The sequence below is a fragment of the Flavobacterium sp. CYK-55 genome, from assembly GCF_018413465.1.
Classification (GTDB): domain Bacteria; phylum Bacteroidota; class Bacteroidia; order Flavobacteriales; family Flavobacteriaceae; genus Flavobacterium.
Map to the genome: position 1 here is coordinate 86,491 of NZ_JAHCDK010000005.1, position 18,626 is coordinate 105,116.

The following is an 18,626-nucleotide window of genomic DNA, read 5'->3' on the forward strand; positions in this document are numbered from 1 at the left end:
AAGTACTCAATTTTGCCTGAAATATTAAATTATGAAAACAAGGCTGCAACTTTTATTCATAGTTTGTTTTTGGGCGCAAGCTATCTTTGCACAGGTCGGAATCAACACCACCACACCCAATGCCCAACTTGAAATCAAATCGAGCAATCAAGCCGCGCCGGCTAATACCGATGGCGTTCTTATTCCCAAGATTGATGCTTTTCCGGCTACTAATCCAACGGCTGCCCAACAAGGCATGATGGTGTATTTAACCACCACTTCTGCCGGAAAATCGCCAGGCTTTTACTATTGGAACAATCCAACGGCAACTTGGTTGGCTTTGGGCGGGGTCGATGACGATTGGTCAGGAGCCGGAACCGGTGTGATGAAGTCCAACTACAATACTGATAAAGTAACCATTGGCCCGGGCACAGGAACCGCTTCAAAACTCGATGTAGTTACCGGCAGCGAAGCCGGATTATTCAACGGTTTAAAAGTCAAAAACAACAATACATCTGCTGGAGGAATCACTTATGGAGCAACCATTGAGAACAACGCCGCCGGAACGAATCCAAAGTATGGCGTTTACAGCTCCGTTTCATCAGATGGCACCGGACCCAAAACCGCTTTGTTGAATGCTGTAGAAACCAGTGGTTCACAAACCCAATCTACCATCGGTATTGAAAACATTGTCAATGCGCCCGGAACCGGAGAGCGCACCGGAATTGACAACCAACTTTTTAGTTTGGATCCGCTCAATACAAGTGATGTTGCCGGTGTGAAAAACTATTTTGAAGACAGCAATAATGGTAAAACACTCGGTGTTTCAAATCAGTTTGACGGGGCAGCCGGCGCCAATGTGGCCACGAATGAAGTAACGGGTTTGAAAAACCAATTTGACAATGCAGGTATGTCGCCCAAGTTTGGCAGCCGTAATATTTTTAGTGCCTATTCTGCAGGTGAACAAGTTGGGGTAGAGAATCAGTTTTTGAGCCCCGATGATTCCTTTCAGTACGGCAGCAAAAGTACCTTCAATAGCACAGGAAGCACCGCGCCTAAATTTGGTTCTTTTACTGAATTTCAGCCCAATGTGTCCTCGGTTAAATTTGGTACTTACAACCATTTTCTCAATTCCTCAAATACGAATTATGGCGTGTACAACTACTTTGAGTCTTATGGTAAGAACAATGTTCATTATGGTTTGGTCAATCGTTTTGAAGCAGATAGCGGAGGAGTTGTTGGCATCAGCAATGAGATAGTAGCTTCCGGAACTGCCACAGTAACCGGTTTTTCCAACTATATGAATGCTCCCAATGGGGCGTATGGTATTATCAACGACATTACCGATTCTACTACAGATAATACACAGTATGTGATAGGAAACTTTACCAACATTGTCGGAACCGGCCTGACCAATTGGTATGGCAGCGTTGTGCAGACAGACAATTACGGCAATGCCGCTTCAACCGGAGATTGTTATGGTTATTCAGCCCAAATAGACAATCCTGCGGGCACCGGAACGAACTATGGGATTTACTCGATTGTTCCCAACAATAACAAAAGCTATAGCGGTTATTTCTTGGGAAGGGTTTCCATTGGTCTCGGGGGAGGAGTTTCGGGAGCCAACAATTATATCATGCCGCTACAACGCGGAACCAACGGACAAATCATGCAAACCGACGGTTCGGGCAATGTAACCTGGCAAAATCCAAGTGCAGTTATTGGCAATAATTATTGGTCAACTACCGGAAATTCAGGAACTAATGCTAGTACTAATTTTGTTGGGACTACAGATAATATTGATTTGGTTTTCAAAAGAAATGCAACGGTTTCAGGAAAAATAGGGACAAACGCCACCAGTTTCGGGTTATCAGCCTTGGCTACAGCTAGCACAACTTTATTTAATAGTGCCTTTGGTTCTAATGCGTTAAGTGCCAATACTACAGGTGATAATAATGCGGCATTTGGAAGTAATTCTTTGAACTCTAATACAACGGGCAGTTTAAATTGTGCCTTTGGTGATAGGGCATTGTCATTCAATACAACGGGCCAACAAAACACGGCATTCGGAACTTTATCATTGTATGCTTCATCTACTAATAACGGATTGTCGGCTTTTGGATATTCTGCACTCAACAGTAATACAACTGGCTCAGATAATGCTGCTTTTGGCTTTCGTGCTTTGCGAAATAATACAACAGGAAGTTTAAATTCTGCTTTTGGCTATAATGCACTCAATACCAATACTACAGGAAGTGGGAACTCCGCTTTTGGGCGTTATAGTTTATCTTCCAACATAACAGGAATAGGAAACTCTGCCTTTGGTAGTGGCTCGCAGTTTTATACCTCAACTGGATATAATAATTCTTCTTTTGGGATAAATAGTTTAATGAGCAATACTACAGGAAATTTGAATTCTGCTTATGGTGCTTATGCTATGACAAATAATACAACGGCTTCCGCCAATTCTGCTTTTGGCTCGTATGCCATGTCTGCTAATACAACAGGTAATTTCAATTCTGCTTTTGGTAATTCGTCGCTCAATGCCAATACTACTGGTGCACGAAACTCGGCTTTTGGAAACACTTCATTGAACGCCAACACCACGGCAAATGACAATGCGGCTTTTGGTTATAACTCGTTACTTTCTAATACTACAGGAAATAGTAATTCTGCTTTCGGATCTTATTCTTTACAGACCAATAACGCTGATGGCAATTCAGCTTTTGGTTACAGCGCTTTAACTAATAACACGCTCGGCTCTGAAAATAGTGCATTTGGGTATACGGCACTTCAAAACAATACCACCGGAAACTCGAATTCAGCCTATGGTTATCGTGCACTGGTGAGCAATACAACTGGTAATTTTAATGTGGCTTTTGGTCTCGAAGCGCTCCAGTCGAACACAACTGCAACAGCAAATGTAGCTTTTGGGACGCGTTCCCTATTTTCAAATAGTACCGGAGGGGCTAACATTGCAGTAGGGTCTAGTGCAATGTATTATAACGACACTGGAAGTATTAATGTTGCCATTGGAAGTTCGGCAATGTACTCAAACCGAACCGGAAATCGTAATTCAGCTATTGGGGCTTCTGCTTTGTATCAAAATCTGACAGGTTCAGATAATGTTGCGATAGGTGATTCCTCTATGAATTTAAACACAACAGGTCTCAACAATACAGCTATTGGCTCATCGTCTTTGTACAGTAATTCATCGGGCGGTCTCAATTCAGCTTTGGGGTTTGAATCGTTGCGCAATAATTCAATTGGTACTGAAAATGTCGCGAGCGGTTATCGGGCTTTATACGCAAATACTACCGGAAACTACAACACGGGTATTGGGTCTCAGGCTTTGCGTGACAATACGAGCGGAATCAATAATGCTGCTTTGGGCTATTCTGCACTTGCAGCCAACCTAACCGGAGTTCAAAATACTGCCATCGGTGTTGAGGCTTTGAAAGTTTCCACCGCCAACAACAACACGGCACTCGGATACCGAACCGCTTATCAACAAACCGGCGGAACCCGCAACGTGGCCATCGGTTCACTCGCCTTATCAGGTTTGACCAACAACAGTTTTAATACAGCGGTAGGAAGTTCAACCTACATTACCGGAAATTTCAGCAATTCAATGGCTTTGGGCGATGGGGTAACGATAACGGCCAACAATCAAGTGCGTGTGGGCGATGCCGGAATTGCCAGCATTGGTGGTCAAGTGGGTTGGACTACTTTATCTGACAAGCGTTTTAAAGAGGATGTGAAAGAAAATGTGCCGGGCCTAAGTTTCATCAGCAAACTCAAACCGGTGACTTATCACGTTAATTCGAAAAAAGTCTATGAATTTACCCATAAAGGTCAATCCGGAGACGAAAAAGCAACTTACTTAAATCAACAGCAAAGCGCCGTGTATTCAGGATTTTTGGCACAAGATGTCGAGGCAGTGGCGCTATCTATAGGTTATGAATTCTCTGGTGTTGACAAACCCAAAAATGACAGTGATTATTACGGATTGCGTTACGCAGAGTTTGTCGTTCCGCTGGTCAAAGCTGTTCAGGAACAACAAGAAGTCATTGAACAGCAACAGCATCAAATTAAAAACCTTGAGGCCAGATTAGCCAAATTAGAATCGCTCATAAAACCTTAACAGCCGTTTCATACAGGGTAATGGTTGTTCCCAAGCCTTTTTGAGATTGCACTTGAATCTTATAACCGATAGCCCGGGCCAAATCGCGAATTAGATGCAGCCCTAAACCCGATTTAATGCCAATGACCTCGCTTTCATCATACAAAGCTTTGAACTGTAATTGGTCGGCACCCGGGCCATTATCGGTGATGGAAAAAAAAACTTTTCCGTCTTGCTCAAAAGCCGCCCAAACAATTGAAGGATTTGAGGTTTCGCTGAGCGCTTTCAAAGCATTTCCCGTCAAATTTCGGATGATTGTTTTTAAATAATCTTTGTCGGTAAAAACTTCAAGATTCTGCGGGTTTTTAAATTCGATTTTTATTTTTTCTGAAGCAAAATAACGCTGCGTGTCCTCAAAAATTTCTCGGACCAAAAATTGGGTATGCCTTGGCTCAAAACGCTCCATTTGGCCTTTGCTCCAAAGTAGTAAATCTTCCATAGAGTGCAGCAGATTTTCTGCCGATGTTAATGTGGTTTGCTCAATACGGCTTTTGGTAGCTTCATCCAATAAATCAGGGCTGTCTTTTTGCAAGTGTAAAAAATCAATCAAGTTAGAAACCGGGCTGCGCAAATCGTGATTCAAAATACTGAAAAACCTAGTTTTTATTTGGTTCGCTTGATCTAATTCTGTGTTTAAAGCTAACAGTTTTTGGTTGTTTTTCTTTCGGATGTGGTTCTGATATAACAGCAAACCTCCGATGCAAAGCAGTAGAAAAATTCCACCAAACAAAAACCATTTTTGTTTTTCTTTTTGCTCGATGACCAATTTGTTGACTGCAATTTCCCGGTCTTTCTTGACTAATTTTTCCCGGTTTTCAAGTTCAGCAATTTTGTTTTTGTTGTCTTGTGAATACAAAGAATCGCTTAACTGATGGTATTCTTTTTCGGTTTGATATGCTTTTGGATATTGACCCAGCGCGGCATACACTTGAGCGATTATTTTTTGCGATTCAATTAAATTGGTAATGTTGTCCGAGCGTTTTGATTTTTCAATAGCTTGTTCTAAATAATTTTGGGCTTGCAGCAGATATTTTTTTTTGAGCGCAGAATTGACTTTTTGAGCAATTGATTTTTCAAAATAAATCTTCCCGATTTGCCCCAAATTATTCATCGACATAATGTTGTCCGGGCTGATTTCGTTCCAAAATTTTTGGGCTTTTTCACGAGTCTGTAGCGCATCGTCTCCTTTTTTTATATTGGCCCAATTGGTCAATGTCCAAGCCGAACCAATGCTATAATTGATTTTTTCTGAAAGCACATATGAACGCGCAAAATATTGGTCAGATAAATTATCGATTCCCATCATGCTGTAGGTTTCGCCCAACGTAGCATAGGCTAGACTCAAAATTCTTTCGTCATTGATTTTCTGCGCACTAGCTAGTGATTTTTTGCTAAACTCCAGTGCCTTTTCATAATTCTGCTGATCGAGATACAGCATGGTCATGTTTCGGTAATTCTGCTCTAACAATTTTAAGTCATTGATTTTTTGGCAAATCTCAATTGATTTTAAACAATAGGCTGCTTGTTGTGTAAAATCGGCTTTGTATTGATAAACCAACGATTGATTGAAGTAGAAAAAAGCCAAGTTTTTATATGATTTGCTCGCTTTTGTGCGTTGAATGCCTCGGCTGATAAACATTTGTGCCGAATCAACTTCAGCCAATCCCAAATAAGCAGTAGTGATGGCGCGAAGTGCAGCTTCAGTGGCTTCTTCCGGTTTGCTTTCTGTTGATGAAAGCAGGCTTTTGCATAGTTTTAAAGAGTTTTCAAAATCTGAAACCTTGTTGTATTCAATAGCTTTATTGGCTTGACTGAGCCAATATTCCGTATTTTTTTGGGTTTGCTGCGCCGATGAAAAAAGCGAAAAGGCAAGTAAAAAAAGGGCAAAGTGTTTCATAAATTAAAGCAAACTAAGATTTTCTTTGAAGGCATTGCCCAACGGAAGTTTGATTTGGTTGGTCAAAACCAATTCACTACTGCCAATGCGTTGCACAAATTGTTTTCGAACCGCGTAACTTCGGTGAATACGCACAAATGAACTAAAATGTTCTTCTTTAAGCAAATTACCCATGCCCGAAAAAACACAATATCGCTTTTGTGGCGTCACCAAAATGCAATAATCCTTGAGCGCTTCAATATATAAAATGTCGTAGAGTTTTACTTTTACTTTTTCATAACCGTCTTTGATGTAGATAAAGTCATCGCCAAAACTACTTTCGTACAAATGCGCTTTTTGCTTGATTTCGAGAAATTCCTCAATGCGCGCCACAGTCTGAGCAAACCGTTCTTCGCGCAAAGGTTTTACAATGAAGTCTAAAGTTTCGAGTTCAAAACTCTCAGCGGCATGCTCCGGATGCGAAGTGATGAACACACACACCGGAATATCCATGAGTTTTTTCCGAAGTTCTAATCCGCTCAGCAAAGGCATATCGATGTCTAAAAAAAGAATGTCAATAGGTTGTTTTTCAGCCACAGCAAAAGCAGATTGCGCCGATGAAAAATGACCAATGATGTTCAGAACCGGAAACTTTCGGGCGATAGAAATAACTTTTAGCCGCGCTACTTCGTCGTCGTCAACAATCAGACAATTGAACTTTCTCATGCAACCAAAATAGGAAAAAAAACCAATATTCGTCTATTAGTTGGCCTGTTCGTCTAGATTTTTTAAATGCGTTTTAGTGCAAGAGTAATTTTGAATCACAATAGACAAATCAACTGTCCAATTCAAATTTTAATCAATTCAATCATGAAGAAAATTTTACTCTTTTTAATTTTTATGCTTCCTCAGTGTTTTACAGCTCAGAACAATTTGGGCAAATCGATCACAGCTATATGCGGTAACGGCATTGTTGAGGAAGGTGAAGAATGCGATGGAACGCCCGGTTGTACCAGTAGCTGTACTTTAATTCCCGCCGGAACTTTTTTTGTAGAGCCACAGTACGGTGTTCGTTATGTAGTTCCTCCCGTGAGCACATTAAAAGTTTTTAACAGAAGTATTAAGTTCAACCCAGACACCAATGAGTTTTGGATGGCTTCTAACTATTCCCCTCAAGCTGGGTTGTCATCTTACGGAGGTTCTAGTTTTGTGGATGCCAATGGCGTGAACAGCAATCAAAGTTATGTAGATTATCCGCCGAACACACCTCTCGAAACAGATTTTCCCTTACCTATTGTCGGCGATTATTTCATCGGCAATTTAAAAGGAGGTGGACTAATCAACGGTGCAACAGGTGTTGCCATTAGAAATTTGAACAATCCGGCAGCGTCGGTGAGAAGAATCGAATCCGCCGATGTGGGAGAGAATGATTTGAAAATATTTGCCGCAGCGATGCAGACCGACGGAAAAATTCTCTTAGCTGGAAGATGTTTGTTCTCACAAGGAAGAATTATTGTAATCAGACTCAATCAAGACTTAAGCTTTGACACTAGTTTTTTTACCGTTGGGTATCGCAAATTCAGTTTCGGAACCGACTGTCAGGCCAGAGCCATTGGTCTGCAATCTGATGGAAAAATTGTGGTATCCGGCCATAGAGTAGCACCGGGATCTATAGGTATCATTTTGAGATTAAATACTGACGGCACGCTTGATACAACTTTTGGTGGCGGCGGAACCAAGACCTTTAATTATCAGGTGGAAACACAAAACAATTCATTTCTGCTCACCGATATCACAGAGGTTTATTCGATGTACATTGATATGTTTGATCACATTTATTTATGCGGCAGGGGTAGTGCTCAGAATTTATGGGCCGGTAAATACATTCCGGCAATGTGTGCGATGTTGCCCAATGGTGCAGATTGGTTGGCCATGCGCGACCTTGACCATACAACTGAGAATTCAATTTTGAATGTATCAGGCGTTGCCTATAAAATTAGTTTTTCTGAAACCACCGGGATGATTTATCTGGCGGGTCACTCGTCAAATGGAATTGCAGATATTGGCTTGTATCTACAGCGATTTGACTCTGTTGCTGTGGTTGATTCTAGCTTTAGTTTTCAGTCAGAATCTCAAGTGTCTTATTATAACTTAAGTTCGTCATCAGATGTCATTCATGATATGGCAATTCAAAATGACGGCAAAATAGTACTGGTAGGCACTAGTAATGGCAATGGATTTTATACCAGAATTATGGACACATCTCTAAGCGCGCCATCATTTGAAACCAAAAATGAAAACATTGTTTTGTCGCCCAATCCGGTTTCAAATAGTTTAAATCTTCAATTTGAAAATAACCTAAACCAAGAACTTAAAATTTTGATTATAGATGTTCTTGGCAAAGAAGTGTACTCAAATTCTAATCCGGATTTCAATGCTCAAAATAGCATCACCATAAATAATCTGGATGTCTTATCAAACGGAATATTTTTTATAAAAATAATTTCCAACACCAATACTCAAACTATAAAGTTTATCAAGAGATAATTGTACTGGAAGTAATTTTTCGCAACCATGGCTTATCAATAAAGCCATGGTTGCATTTTTAACAATTGACAATAATGAAAAAAACAACACTTATATTATTCTTGGCAATCACCTCGATTTCATTCGGGCAAAAAAAGTGGTTTTCAACCTATCAAGATTCAATAGCTTTGGTTAAAGATGCTAAGGCCATCACGGAAAAATTCACGAGCGACTTAAAAAAAATTGATCCTACGATAAAATTTGACATCAAAACCATACTCAACACCACACCTTATTTAATATTTTTCTATAAAGATGCAGCCAACATTCCGTTGTGGGAGCAAGTAATTCCTGAGCAAAAACAATTTTTCTACCAATTGGCCGGAAACGAAACCGAGGGCAAAAAAATATTCGGATTATTTTTTAACGGATTTTATTTGCCTCACGAGTTAGGTCATGCTTTTGATTACATTCTTCACGGTGACGTCAAAAATTCTTATGAAAGTGAGTATTTAGCCAACACCATTGGATTTTTATGGTGGAAAAAGCAACATCGCAATCAGGAATTAAAAAAATGTTATGAGTACGCCAAAAAAATGTGGGCACAACTTCCTAATCCTGTTCCAGAAGGAAGCACGGTAGAAAAGTATTTTGCTGAAAATTACGAACAAGCTACTCAAGATCCATTCGTTTATGGCTATTTACAATTCAAACAATTCATTGACCTATACGAAAGTAAAAATCTGCCTGATTTTGATACATTCATCAAAAATGAACTGAATAAAAAATAAAACACAATGATGAAGTTTGTATTTATTTTGGTTGTGTTTGCTTTTACGTCACTCAAAGCGCAAGTAGGCATCAATACAACGGTGCCCAACGCTCAACTTGAAATTAAATCAAGCGACCAAACCAATCCAGCCAATAACGACGGAATATTGATTCCAAAAGTAGATGCTTTTCCGGTGACCAATCCGACCATTGATCAAGAAGGAATGATGGTTTTTTTAACTACAGATGTTGGAGCCAACTTAAAAGGATTTTATTATTGGGATGATGCAATTACAGCTTGGATTCCTATTGCTAAAGACCAGCGCGCTTGGAACATCGCCGGAAATTCAGGCACAAATGCAGCAACACATTTTTTTGGAACTTCAGACGATGTCGATGTGGTTTTTAAACGAAACAATCTTCAATCGGGTTTGCTCTCCAACTCTAATACTTCTTTTGGAGCAAGTTCATTAAATAATGCAATCAACACTGGAGCGTTTAATTCGGCTTTTGGTGTAGGAACTTTATTCAACAATACTTCAGGGTTTCGAAATTCAGCTTTCGGATTTTGGTCGTTGCTCAACAATACAACTGGATATGCCAATACGGCATTTGGTGTGAATACACTTCGCGAAAACACCATCGGTTATGGCAATAGTTCATTCGGGCATGAAGCTTTAAACTCTAATACAACAGGAAATTACAACACCGCTCAAGGATTCCAATCGTTATATCTAAATACAACTGGTTCTCAAAATGTAGCTACTGGTTTATTGACTATGTATTCCAATTTAAGTGGTACCAATAATGTAGCCGCAGGAACATTGGCTTTGTACACTAATACGAATAACAACAACAATGTAGCTATTGGTAATCGTTCGCAATATTCATCAACGGTGAACAACCAGACCAGTGTGGGTTCCTATTCCTTATTTAATACGACAACTGGAATAGAAAATAATGCTTTTGGTTTTGAAGCTTTGTATGCAAATACTACTGGAAATTATAATACCGCTCTGGGGCAAGTGGCTTTACGATCGAATGTGTCCGGAAATGAAAACACAGCCATCGGTAGTTATTCGCTCAATTCAAATACGCTTGGAAGCAATAATACAGCTCTTGGAACGAGTGCGTTGCGCAATAACACCACGGCCAATTCCAATACAGCCATTGGTTGGCGGTCAATGTGGTTGAATACAACTGGTTATAATAATACTGCTGTAGGTTCGGGCTCACTGAATTCCAATACAACCGGTTATGCTAATGTTGGGGTTGGTTTCGATGCTTTACGAAGCAACACAACCGGAGTCAACAATACCGCTTTAGGAACCAATGCATCAGGAAATTCAAATGGCAATTACAACACTGCAATTGGTGATGCCGCTTTGTATTCTAATACTTCTGGAGGCGCCAATACAGTTGTCGGAACTTTTGCTATGTCGGCAGGAACAAATACGGCCAATAATAATGTTGCTGTGGGCTATTTATCGGCACAAAACAATTCGACTGGATACAATAATACAGCAGTCGGAACACTTTGTTTGCGCAATAATACTTCGGGTTTTTTGAATGTTGCGTTAGGAATGAACAGTATGCTTAACAACAATAATGGATGGGCCAATGTGGCTTGCGGAGCTGAAACCTTGCAAAATAATACGGTCGGAATAGGCAATACGGCTATTGGTTATCGTGCCAATTATTCGAATATTTCCGGAAACGACAACACAAGTCTTGGCAATCAAGCGATGTTGAGTTCGACATTAGCCTCAGGGAATACTGCTGTTGGCTCTTTTGCATTACAAGCCAATACCGTAGGCGATTTAAACACCGCCTTAGGTAGAAGCAGTTTGTATTCGAGTACTTCCAACAGAAATACTGCCGTTGGGGTAGCCAGTATGGAAACCAATACAACCGGCGAAGGAAACACCGCGATGGGCGCTTTTGCTTTGCAATTTAATGTCACCGGAAACAACAATACAATTATTGGAAGACAAGCGGGCGGAAGTGCTGGTTTCAATCCATCTAATTTTGGTTCTTTTGGTTATGCTTCAGGTTATGTTGGGATGAATAGCAATACTATAGAAATTGGGAACACGAGCATCAATTGGATAGGCGGACAAGTAGGCTTTTTTAATTACAGTGATGCCCGAATTAAAAAAAACGTTCAAGCCAATGTGCCCGGATTGTCTTTTATTAAAAAACTACGTCCGGTAACCTACTATTTTGACCTCCACAAACAAAATGAAATTGTTTACAAAGGCGTTGAAACAAGTGAATGGGAAGGCAAATACGATCTAGAAAAACAACTACAAACCGGCTTCATTGCTCAAGAAGTTGCCAAAACAGCACAAGGCTTGGGTTATGAATTTAATGGAGTGCAATCGCCCAAACATGAGAAAGATTTATACAGCATTCAATATGCCTCTTTTGTAGTGCCGCTGGTCAAAGCCGTTCAAGAGCAACAAGAAATTATCGAAGAGCAAAATCAAAAAATACAATCACTTGAAAACCGCTTAAAAGCCATTGAGTCGATGCTGAAAAAGTAAACACTATGATAAAGTTGGCTCGTCAAAACCAACTTTTACTATCTTTGGCTTCATGGTAAAAATCGAACAACAAAAAGAGCTTATCTCGGGTTTTAAGCATCTCGAACTTCTGGCGCATCAAGTGGTCGAAGGTTTTATTTCGGGTATGCACAAATCGCCATTTCACGGATTTTCAGCTGAATTTGCCGAGCATAAAGTCTACAACACCGGCGAAAGCACCAAGCACATTGATTGGAAGTTATATGCCAAAACCGATCGCCTCTATACCAAAAATTTTGAAGAAGAAACCAATTTGCGCTGTCATTTAATTGTGGATAATTCTTCGTCGATGCATTACCCAAAACTCAAAGATGGTCAGCCTTTTTTTGAGAGCAAGATTGGGTTTTCAGTATTGGCTTCGGCGGTGCTTATGAACTTGCTCAAAAAGCAACGCGATGCTGTCGGACTCAGTGTTTACTCTGATAACTACGAATATTACGCCCCCGAAAAAGGCAGCGACCGTCACCACCGAATGATCCTGGACAAACTCGAAAATATGTTGCAAAAACCTACCGTAACCAAAACCACCGACACGGTTACTTTTTTGCATCAAATTGCCGAGAAAATCCACCGCCGTTCAATGATTATTTTGTTTACTGATATGTTTCAAGGCGGTGATGATGCGGCTTTGTTTAATGCTTTGCAACATCTCAAGCACAACAAACACCGCGTGGTGCTTTTTCATGTGATTGACAATAAAACCGAAGTTCAGTTTCAGTATGACAACGCTCCGCGCAAGTTTATCGATCTCGAAAGCGGCGAAGAAGTCACTCTATTTTCAAACAACATACAAGAACAATACGAGTCGGGCGTGCATGAATATTTTAAAAAGGTATCCCAAACTTGTGCGCAGAACAAAATAAAATACGTTCCGGTGAATGTGGGTGCTGATTTCGAAAAAATCCTCACAACATACCTAATTGAAAAACAATCTTTTAGGTAGAAATAAATAAATAAGGCAAATATTTTTACCGATTCTCTTGCAGGTTTAGATTTCTGTAGTATATTTGCATCCGCATTACAGCGAGGTCTGGTAGTTCAGTTGGTTAGAATGCCGCCCTGTCACGGCGGAGGTCGCGGGTTCGAGTCCCGTCCAGACCGCTAAATTTGGTTAAAGGTTTTCGGAAACGAAAACCTTTTTTTCCGAAAAAGCATTTAAGACAGTTGTGTTGTTTTCGATACACTTCTAACAGAGTGTATCAGGTTTAGTAGTTAGACCAATGAAAAGCTTTCCACTTTTGTGGATAGCTTTTTTCTTTTTAAGGCCATTGCTAACCGCCACAAAACCCAAACTATTTTTTGAAGTTGTAAACAGAAGTCATTTAAAATAAAATTGTACTTTTAGTCCGGTTTTAAAAAACATGGGCAAACTTTAGGTATGAAAAATAAAGGTTTATCGCTTTTGCTACTCTTGCTGACCTTGGCTTCGTGTCAATACTTCAACCGTCCAGTGCCCGATGCCGATGCTTTGCTAGAAAAAGAACTCAAATCCATCAATTGGAACCAAGTTGACGAATGGCCCGGCTTTGATAACTGTGATTCACTGACTGATAAAACCCAAAAAAATGAGTGTTTTCTCAATCAACTCAACCAACTCGTACAAGAAAAACTCAATACCGATACCCTCGCGATTTTATATCCTGAAATTGATACGCTTCAGCTCAAAGTAACCGTATTGCCCAACGCGAGTTTTGAATTTGCCACACAAACAACGCAAACCAATCCCTATAATACTCAGGCTTTAGACAGCATTTTTAAAGCGCGCTTGGTTGATTTTCCAAAGGTTCATCCGGCCATCAAACGCGGTCTTCCGGTTAAAACGCAGTTTGTTCTTCCGGTAATTCTCAACGTCGAGAAGAAGTAGTTTTTATTTTTTCAGAAGCTATTCCGGCTGTACATTTTATCTTTTGCGCTGAACCCCAGCACAAAAGGATGCCATTCCCATCCGGGCTAGGGCAGCCGTTACACTTTGTAATCTCGGCCTTTCCAGCGGTATGTCCCGGTTAATGAAGCCAAAGCCACCACCGTTGAAAACAGCGGATATATCAAACTGGCCGGCAGCCAAAGCCACATCGTTTTACCCGTCAAAAACCGATGCGCCGGTGTTGTCATCAAGTAATCGGTGACTATTTTGATAAGCCAAAGGGCCGCCGTCATTTCGGGTGATATCCATCCTAAATAGCCTAAAATAACTGCGAGGAGTAAAGCTAAGTTTGCTGCAAAAGTCATCAGTGCCAAATCGCGCCCAAAAAGGCTGGTGTAGTTTGAGGCTTTGGCAGCCCAACGAATTCTCTGACTCAGCAATTGAGCCCAACTTTTTTCGGTTTGTGTTCTCACTATGGCTTGTTTTGCCTTGACATAATGCACTTTTTCAGGAAATTTCTGCGCCACTTTTTGCAACAAAAACACATCGTCGCCACCGGGCTGATGCAGTGAGCCTTCAAAACCACCTAAATCGTTGTATAACTTTTTGGTATAACCCAAATTGGCGGCATTGGCCATAAATGGCAACCCAAAACCAAAACTTCCTATGGTGACGGCTTGTAAACTGGCCAAATCCAATTGCTGAAACTGTCCCAAAAAACCACGCGCTTTTTCATACATCACAGGTGCTGCTATCATCTCGGGTTGGTGTTTCTGAATGTAGGCATCCAAGGTGTTGAGCCATTCTTTCGGGAGTGAACAATCAGCGTCTGTGGTCAAAATCCAACTGCCCACAGCAATCGGAATCGCTCTGGCAATCGCATCTTTTTTAGGTGAACCCGATCGGCGGATGTTCTCTAAAAGCGTTACATGATACAAACCATGGTTCATTCTCCACTGATAAACGATTCGGTCTGAACCATCGCTTGACGCATCGTCCACCAAAATAATTTCAAACAATTCCAACGGATAGTTGAGTTGTCCCATGCTTTGCAAAAGGCGCGGTAAATTTTCGGCTTCGTTTCTAAAAGCAACCACAATTGAAAAATGCGTTCTGGGTTGGGTTTTGCCCGCTTCAAAAGGACGAATGTTTCGGTAACTCGCTATCAGTTGCCAGAGCGTTACGGCATAAATCAACACGAAAATCAGTAAAGCAATGCTCATGATTTGGTTTTAAAATTCAAGACAAAATAACTTCCAATCACCACCGGAATTACCACGTTTAAAAACCACATCAGCGCAGTAATCAAAACCGGAATCCAATCATTGATGCCCAATTTACCAAAAAAAAGTACAGCCATACTGCCTTTGAGCGCAAAATCCAGAAACTGAAAACTCGGTAGCGATGAGGCCAACAAATAAACGCTGGTGATGCCCGCCATGAGCAATAAATAAGGCTGGTCAACGCCAAAAATCAAGAAGAAAAAATAGTATTGATGTGAAAAAACCAAATATCGTCCGAGCCCGAGCCAAAAGTTTTTGCGGTGAATTTCTTTGGGAATTTCGTTGATTTTTTGCCACAATTGCTGGATTGAATATCCGCGAATGGTGAAGTTTCTGCTCAAAAATAAAAAAGTGGTGATGATGGCTAACCCGACGAATAATCCCACGACCATTACATTTGATATTACTTGAAAATAGGCATTAAAACAAAGCAATCCCAAAAGGCCAAAACCAATGGTGAGCAGCATTTGAACGCCGTTGCAAATTAAATTCAAAAAGACAATTTTTTTGGTTTGCGTTTTTGGGTAAAACAAAGCTTTCCCGGCATATTCACCGAGTCCGTTGGGTGTAAAAATACCGGCTGTGAGCGCACCCAAAACCTGAGCTGCCGCTTGCCCTAAACTGATTTTTTCAAATGAACTTACCAAAGTTTGCCATTTGAGAATCTCAAAAAAACGATTGAGAAAACTCAGCAAAATCAAAAATAAAACACTTGAAATCGAAAGGTTTTGCTCAAACAAACGAACCACATTTTCACGGCTCAAAGCCGAGTTTTGATGCAGTTGCCGGTAAATAAAGTAAAACGCACAGCCCACAATCAGAACTTTGATTGAAAAGGCCAAGAATTGTTTAGCTTTGTGAGCAACTGCTGTCATGGGCGCAAAAGTAAACATTTTGCATTGCCTTTGACTTTTAAAGAATCAATTGTGGGCAACGAGCGCATTATTTTAGGGATTGACCCCGGAACCACCATCATGGGTTTTGGACTCATCAAAGTGGTCAACAAAAAAATGGAATTCATCCAACTCAACGAATTGATTTTGAGTCAATACGACGATCATTACCTCAAACTCAAAAAAATCTTTGAGCGCACCATTGAACTCATTGAAACCTACAATCCCGATGAAATAGCCATTGAAGCACCATTTTTTGGCAAGAACGTGCAATCAATGCTCAAACTGGGCAGGGCGCAAGGTGTGGCGATGGCGGCGGGTTTATCGCGCGAAATTCCGATTACCGAATACGAACCCAAAAAAATAAAAATGGCCATTACCGGCAACGGAAACGCCAGCAAGGAGCAAGTAGCCAAAATGCTGCAACAATTACTCGGACTCAAAATTTTGCCCAAAAATCTTGATTCTACCGATGGTCTGGCCGCAGCCGTTTGTCATTTTTTTAATTCAGGAAAAGTAGTGGCCGGAAAAAGTTATTCGGGTTGGGATGCCTTTGTCAAACAAAATGAAGAGCGAGTCAAAAAGTAGCATTGATTTTAATACTTTAGCACAAACTTAAAATATCTGTTAGAATGAAAATTAATTTTTTATTTGCCTCTTTATTTTTGATGGTTGCTTTTGTTTCTTGTTCAACAGAAAGTAGCAGTTCATCATCATCTTCAAATGCTAATAATACGGGTCAATTCAGTGTTGACGGCTCGTCAGCGACCATCAGTACTACGACGGCTCAAATTAGTGAGGATTTTATTGCGATTACCTCTACAACTTCGAGTGGTGATCAACTTCAGTTACAGTTCAATAAATATGGTAATCTAACAGCTGTTTACCTTGATGATGCTGAGGGTAATTCATTTGCGAGCTATAAGTACTATGTTGCTAATTTTTTCACTTTTAATTTAGAATCTTACGATGAAAGTTCAAAAAGGGTAAAAGTCAATTTTACTGGAAAGTTATACGCTGATAGTGGTGACTTGGGCTCAGATTATAAAACCATCAGCGGGAGTTTTAATGCCATTTGTGCTCAAAGAACTCCGTTGGTTGCCGGTTTAGATGTTCAATGTAAAATCAATGGGAATCAATGGTACAAAACCTCAGGGTACTATTCTGAATCAGGAAGTCTTGCTTTGACGAATTGGTTTAGTGATGATGCTTTCATGGTGAGCACTACGGTTAATGACAATATACCGGTGGCCACTTATACTTTTAGCCCAACAAGCACGCATAAATTTGTATTGTCAAAGTTTGATACCAATGACTTGGTTTATAAGCAATACAACGCTACTGGGAGCTTCACGGTTACCGGAAATCAAATTTACAATGAGTTTTTGGGTCAGAGAATAATTACCGGAACCTTCAGTTTTACAGCTGTTAATCCAGAAAATGCCGCTGATCAAATAACGGTTACAAACGGAACTTTCAAACAACTCTTTTAGATTAATTTTCTTGAGAATAAATATATTTGCCAGATTTATGTCTGGCATTTATATTCATATCCCTTTCTGCAAACAAGCATGTCATTACTGCGACTTTCACTTTTCGACTTCACTCAAAAAGAAAGGCGAAATGGTTCAGGCGTTGGTGCAAGAAATTTATTTACGCAAGTACGAACTGTCAGAATCAGTAATTGAGACGATTTATTTTGGCGGCGGAACCCCGAGTATCTTATCGACTGTTGATATTCAACAAATTATTGAGGCAGTTTACCAAAATTTCCCCGTAGCCAAAAATCCTGAAATCACGCTTGAAGCCAACCCGGATGATTTGTCTTTGGCGGTTTTACAATCGTATAAAGAAATCGGAATCAATCGGCTCAGTATTGGTGTGCAATCATTTTTTGACGATGATTTAAAGCTGATGAACCGAGCACATTCAGCTGCAGAATCGCTCGCCTGCTTGCAAAATGCTCGGACACTTTTTGACAACATTACCATTGATTTGATCTACGGAATTCCGGGCATGTCGCATGAAAAATGGGAGCAAAACATACAAACAGCTCTTTCGCTCCATATTCCGCATATATCGAGTTATGCGCTCACGGTTGAACCCAAAACCGCTTTGCACAAAATGGTTTCTTCCGGCCAAGTAGCCCAACCGAGCGATCAATCAGCACAAGAACATTTTTTGTATTTAGCCGATGCGCTTCAAGCCGCGGGTTTTATTCATTATGAAGTGTCCAATTTTGCGCGCGAAGGATATTTCTCGAAGAACAATTCGGGGTATTGGTTGGGCAAAAAATACCTGGGCATTGGTCCATCGGCACATAGTTATGATGGACAGAAACGCAGTTGGAACATCGCCAACAACTCTTTATATATCAAAGCGATTGCGCAAGGAGAACTTCCTTCAGAATCTGAAACGTTGACTTTTGAAGATCGATACAACGAAACCATCATGACCGGTTTGCGGACTATTTGGGGCGTTTCGCTGGCGCGGATTGAATCAGAATTTGGATTAGAAACTTTGTCGCATTTGCAAACCCAAGCCCAAAAATACCGCGACAACGGCTGGCTCGAAATCAAAGAAGGTCAGCTTGTAACCACGCGCGCCGGCAAGTTTATGGCTGACGGAATTGCCTCAGACTTATTTTTGCTACATTTGAAATAAAA

General features: G+C 40.6%; 13 protein-coding genes and 1 tRNA gene. 10 read left to right on the plus strand and 4 right to left on the minus strand.

The window, feature by feature from the left end; genetic code table 11:
* Positions 1 to 31 precede the first annotated feature (31 nt).
* Positions 32 to 4,123 (plus strand): tail fiber domain-containing protein, encoded by a 4,092-nt coding sequence (locus KIH23_RS07645; protein ID WP_213212698.1) that lies wholly within the window; start codon positions 32 to 34, stop codon positions 4,121 to 4,123.
* On the opposite strand, the gene KIH23_RS07650 is transcribed toward KIH23_RS07645, so the two are convergent.
* Together KIH23_RS07650 and KIH23_RS07655 are read right to left on the minus strand one after the other, a co-directional pair.
* The gene (locus KIH23_RS07650; RefSeq protein ID WP_213212700.1) at positions 4,110 to 6,059 is read right to left on the minus strand and encodes a sensor histidine kinase; all 1,950 of its coding nucleotides are present in this window, start codon (positions 6,057 to 6,059) and stop codon (positions 4,110 to 4,112) included. The two genes, KIH23_RS07645 and KIH23_RS07650, sit on opposite strands and share 14 nt — an antisense overlap.
* A 3-nt stretch (positions 6,060 to 6,062) precedes the next feature.
* Positions 6,063 to 6,764: a LytR/AlgR family response regulator transcription factor gene (locus KIH23_RS07655; RefSeq protein WP_213212702.1), complete on the minus strand. Its 702-nt coding sequence runs from the start codon at positions 6,762 to 6,764 to the stop codon at positions 6,063 to 6,065.
* 144 nt (positions 6,765 to 6,908) lie between these two features.
* On the opposite strand from KIH23_RS07655, the gene KIH23_RS07660 reads away from it, so the two are divergent.
* From KIH23_RS07660 to KIH23_RS07685, 6 genes are all read left to right on the plus strand, one after another.
* Positions 6,909 to 8,585: a T9SS type A sorting domain-containing protein gene (locus tag KIH23_RS07660; protein WP_213212704.1), complete on the plus strand. Its 1,677-nt coding sequence runs from the start codon at positions 6,909 to 6,911 to the stop codon at positions 8,583 to 8,585.
* A gap of 74 nt (positions 8,586 to 8,659) precedes the next feature.
* Positions 8,660 to 9,355, plus strand: coding sequence for a hypothetical protein (locus KIH23_RS07665; protein ID WP_213212706.1), 696 nt, complete (start codon positions 8,660 to 8,662; stop codon positions 9,353 to 9,355).
* 6 nt (positions 9,356 to 9,361) lie between these two features.
* The gene (locus KIH23_RS07670) at positions 9,362 to 11,881 is read left to right on the plus strand and encodes a tail fiber domain-containing protein (protein ID WP_213212708.1); all 2,520 of its coding nucleotides are present in this window, start codon (positions 9,362 to 9,364) and stop codon (positions 11,879 to 11,881) included.
* Between the two features lie 52 nt (positions 11,882 to 11,933).
* Complete coding sequence (locus KIH23_RS07675; RefSeq protein WP_213212709.1) at positions 11,934 to 12,863, plus strand: DUF58 domain-containing protein; 930 nt, start codon at positions 11,934 to 11,936, stop codon at positions 12,861 to 12,863.
* 84 nt (positions 12,864 to 12,947) lie between these two features.
* Positions 12,948 to 13,021 (plus strand) — tRNA-Asp (locus KIH23_RS07680).
* Positions 13,022 to 13,298: 277 nt separating this feature from the next.
* The gene (locus tag KIH23_RS07685; RefSeq protein WP_213212711.1) at positions 13,299 to 13,784 is read left to right on the plus strand and encodes a hypothetical protein; all 486 of its coding nucleotides are present in this window, start codon (positions 13,299 to 13,301) and stop codon (positions 13,782 to 13,784) included.
* Between the two features lie 98 nt (positions 13,785 to 13,882).
* Here KIH23_RS07685 and KIH23_RS07690 read toward each other — a convergent pair whose 3' ends face one another.
* Together KIH23_RS07690 and KIH23_RS07695 are read right to left on the minus strand one after the other, a co-directional pair.
* The gene (locus KIH23_RS07690; protein ID WP_213212713.1) at positions 13,883 to 15,007 is read right to left on the minus strand and encodes a glycosyltransferase family 2 protein; all 1,125 of its coding nucleotides are present in this window, start codon (positions 15,005 to 15,007) and stop codon (positions 13,883 to 13,885) included.
* Entirely contained in the window at positions 15,004 to 15,942 is a 939-nt protein-coding gene (locus KIH23_RS07695) for a hypothetical protein (RefSeq protein ID WP_213212715.1), read from the minus strand. Before KIH23_RS07695 ends, KIH23_RS07690 begins: the two co-directional genes overlap by 4 nt.
* A 51-nt stretch (positions 15,943 to 15,993) precedes the next feature.
* Here KIH23_RS07695 and ruvC point away from each other — a divergent pair, with 51 nt between their 5' ends.
* Genes ruvC through hemW form a run of 3 tightly spaced genes read left to right on the plus strand, consistent with a single transcriptional unit; the run spans position 15,994 to position 18,624 of the window.
* Positions 15,994 to 16,548, plus strand: coding sequence for a crossover junction endodeoxyribonuclease RuvC (gene ruvC, locus KIH23_RS07700; protein ID WP_213212859.1), 555 nt, complete (start codon positions 15,994 to 15,996; stop codon positions 16,546 to 16,548).
* Positions 16,549 to 16,592: 44 nt separating this feature from the next.
* On the plus strand, positions 16,593 to 17,453 hold the full coding sequence (locus KIH23_RS07705) for a hypothetical protein (protein ID WP_213212717.1): 861 nt from the start codon (positions 16,593 to 16,595) through the stop codon (positions 17,451 to 17,453).
* Between the two features lie 37 nt (positions 17,454 to 17,490).
* On the plus strand, positions 17,491 to 18,624 hold the full coding sequence (hemW, locus tag KIH23_RS07710) for a radical SAM family heme chaperone HemW (RefSeq protein WP_213212719.1): 1,134 nt from the start codon (positions 17,491 to 17,493) through the stop codon (positions 18,622 to 18,624).
* Positions 18,625 to 18,626: the final 2 nt, after the last annotated feature.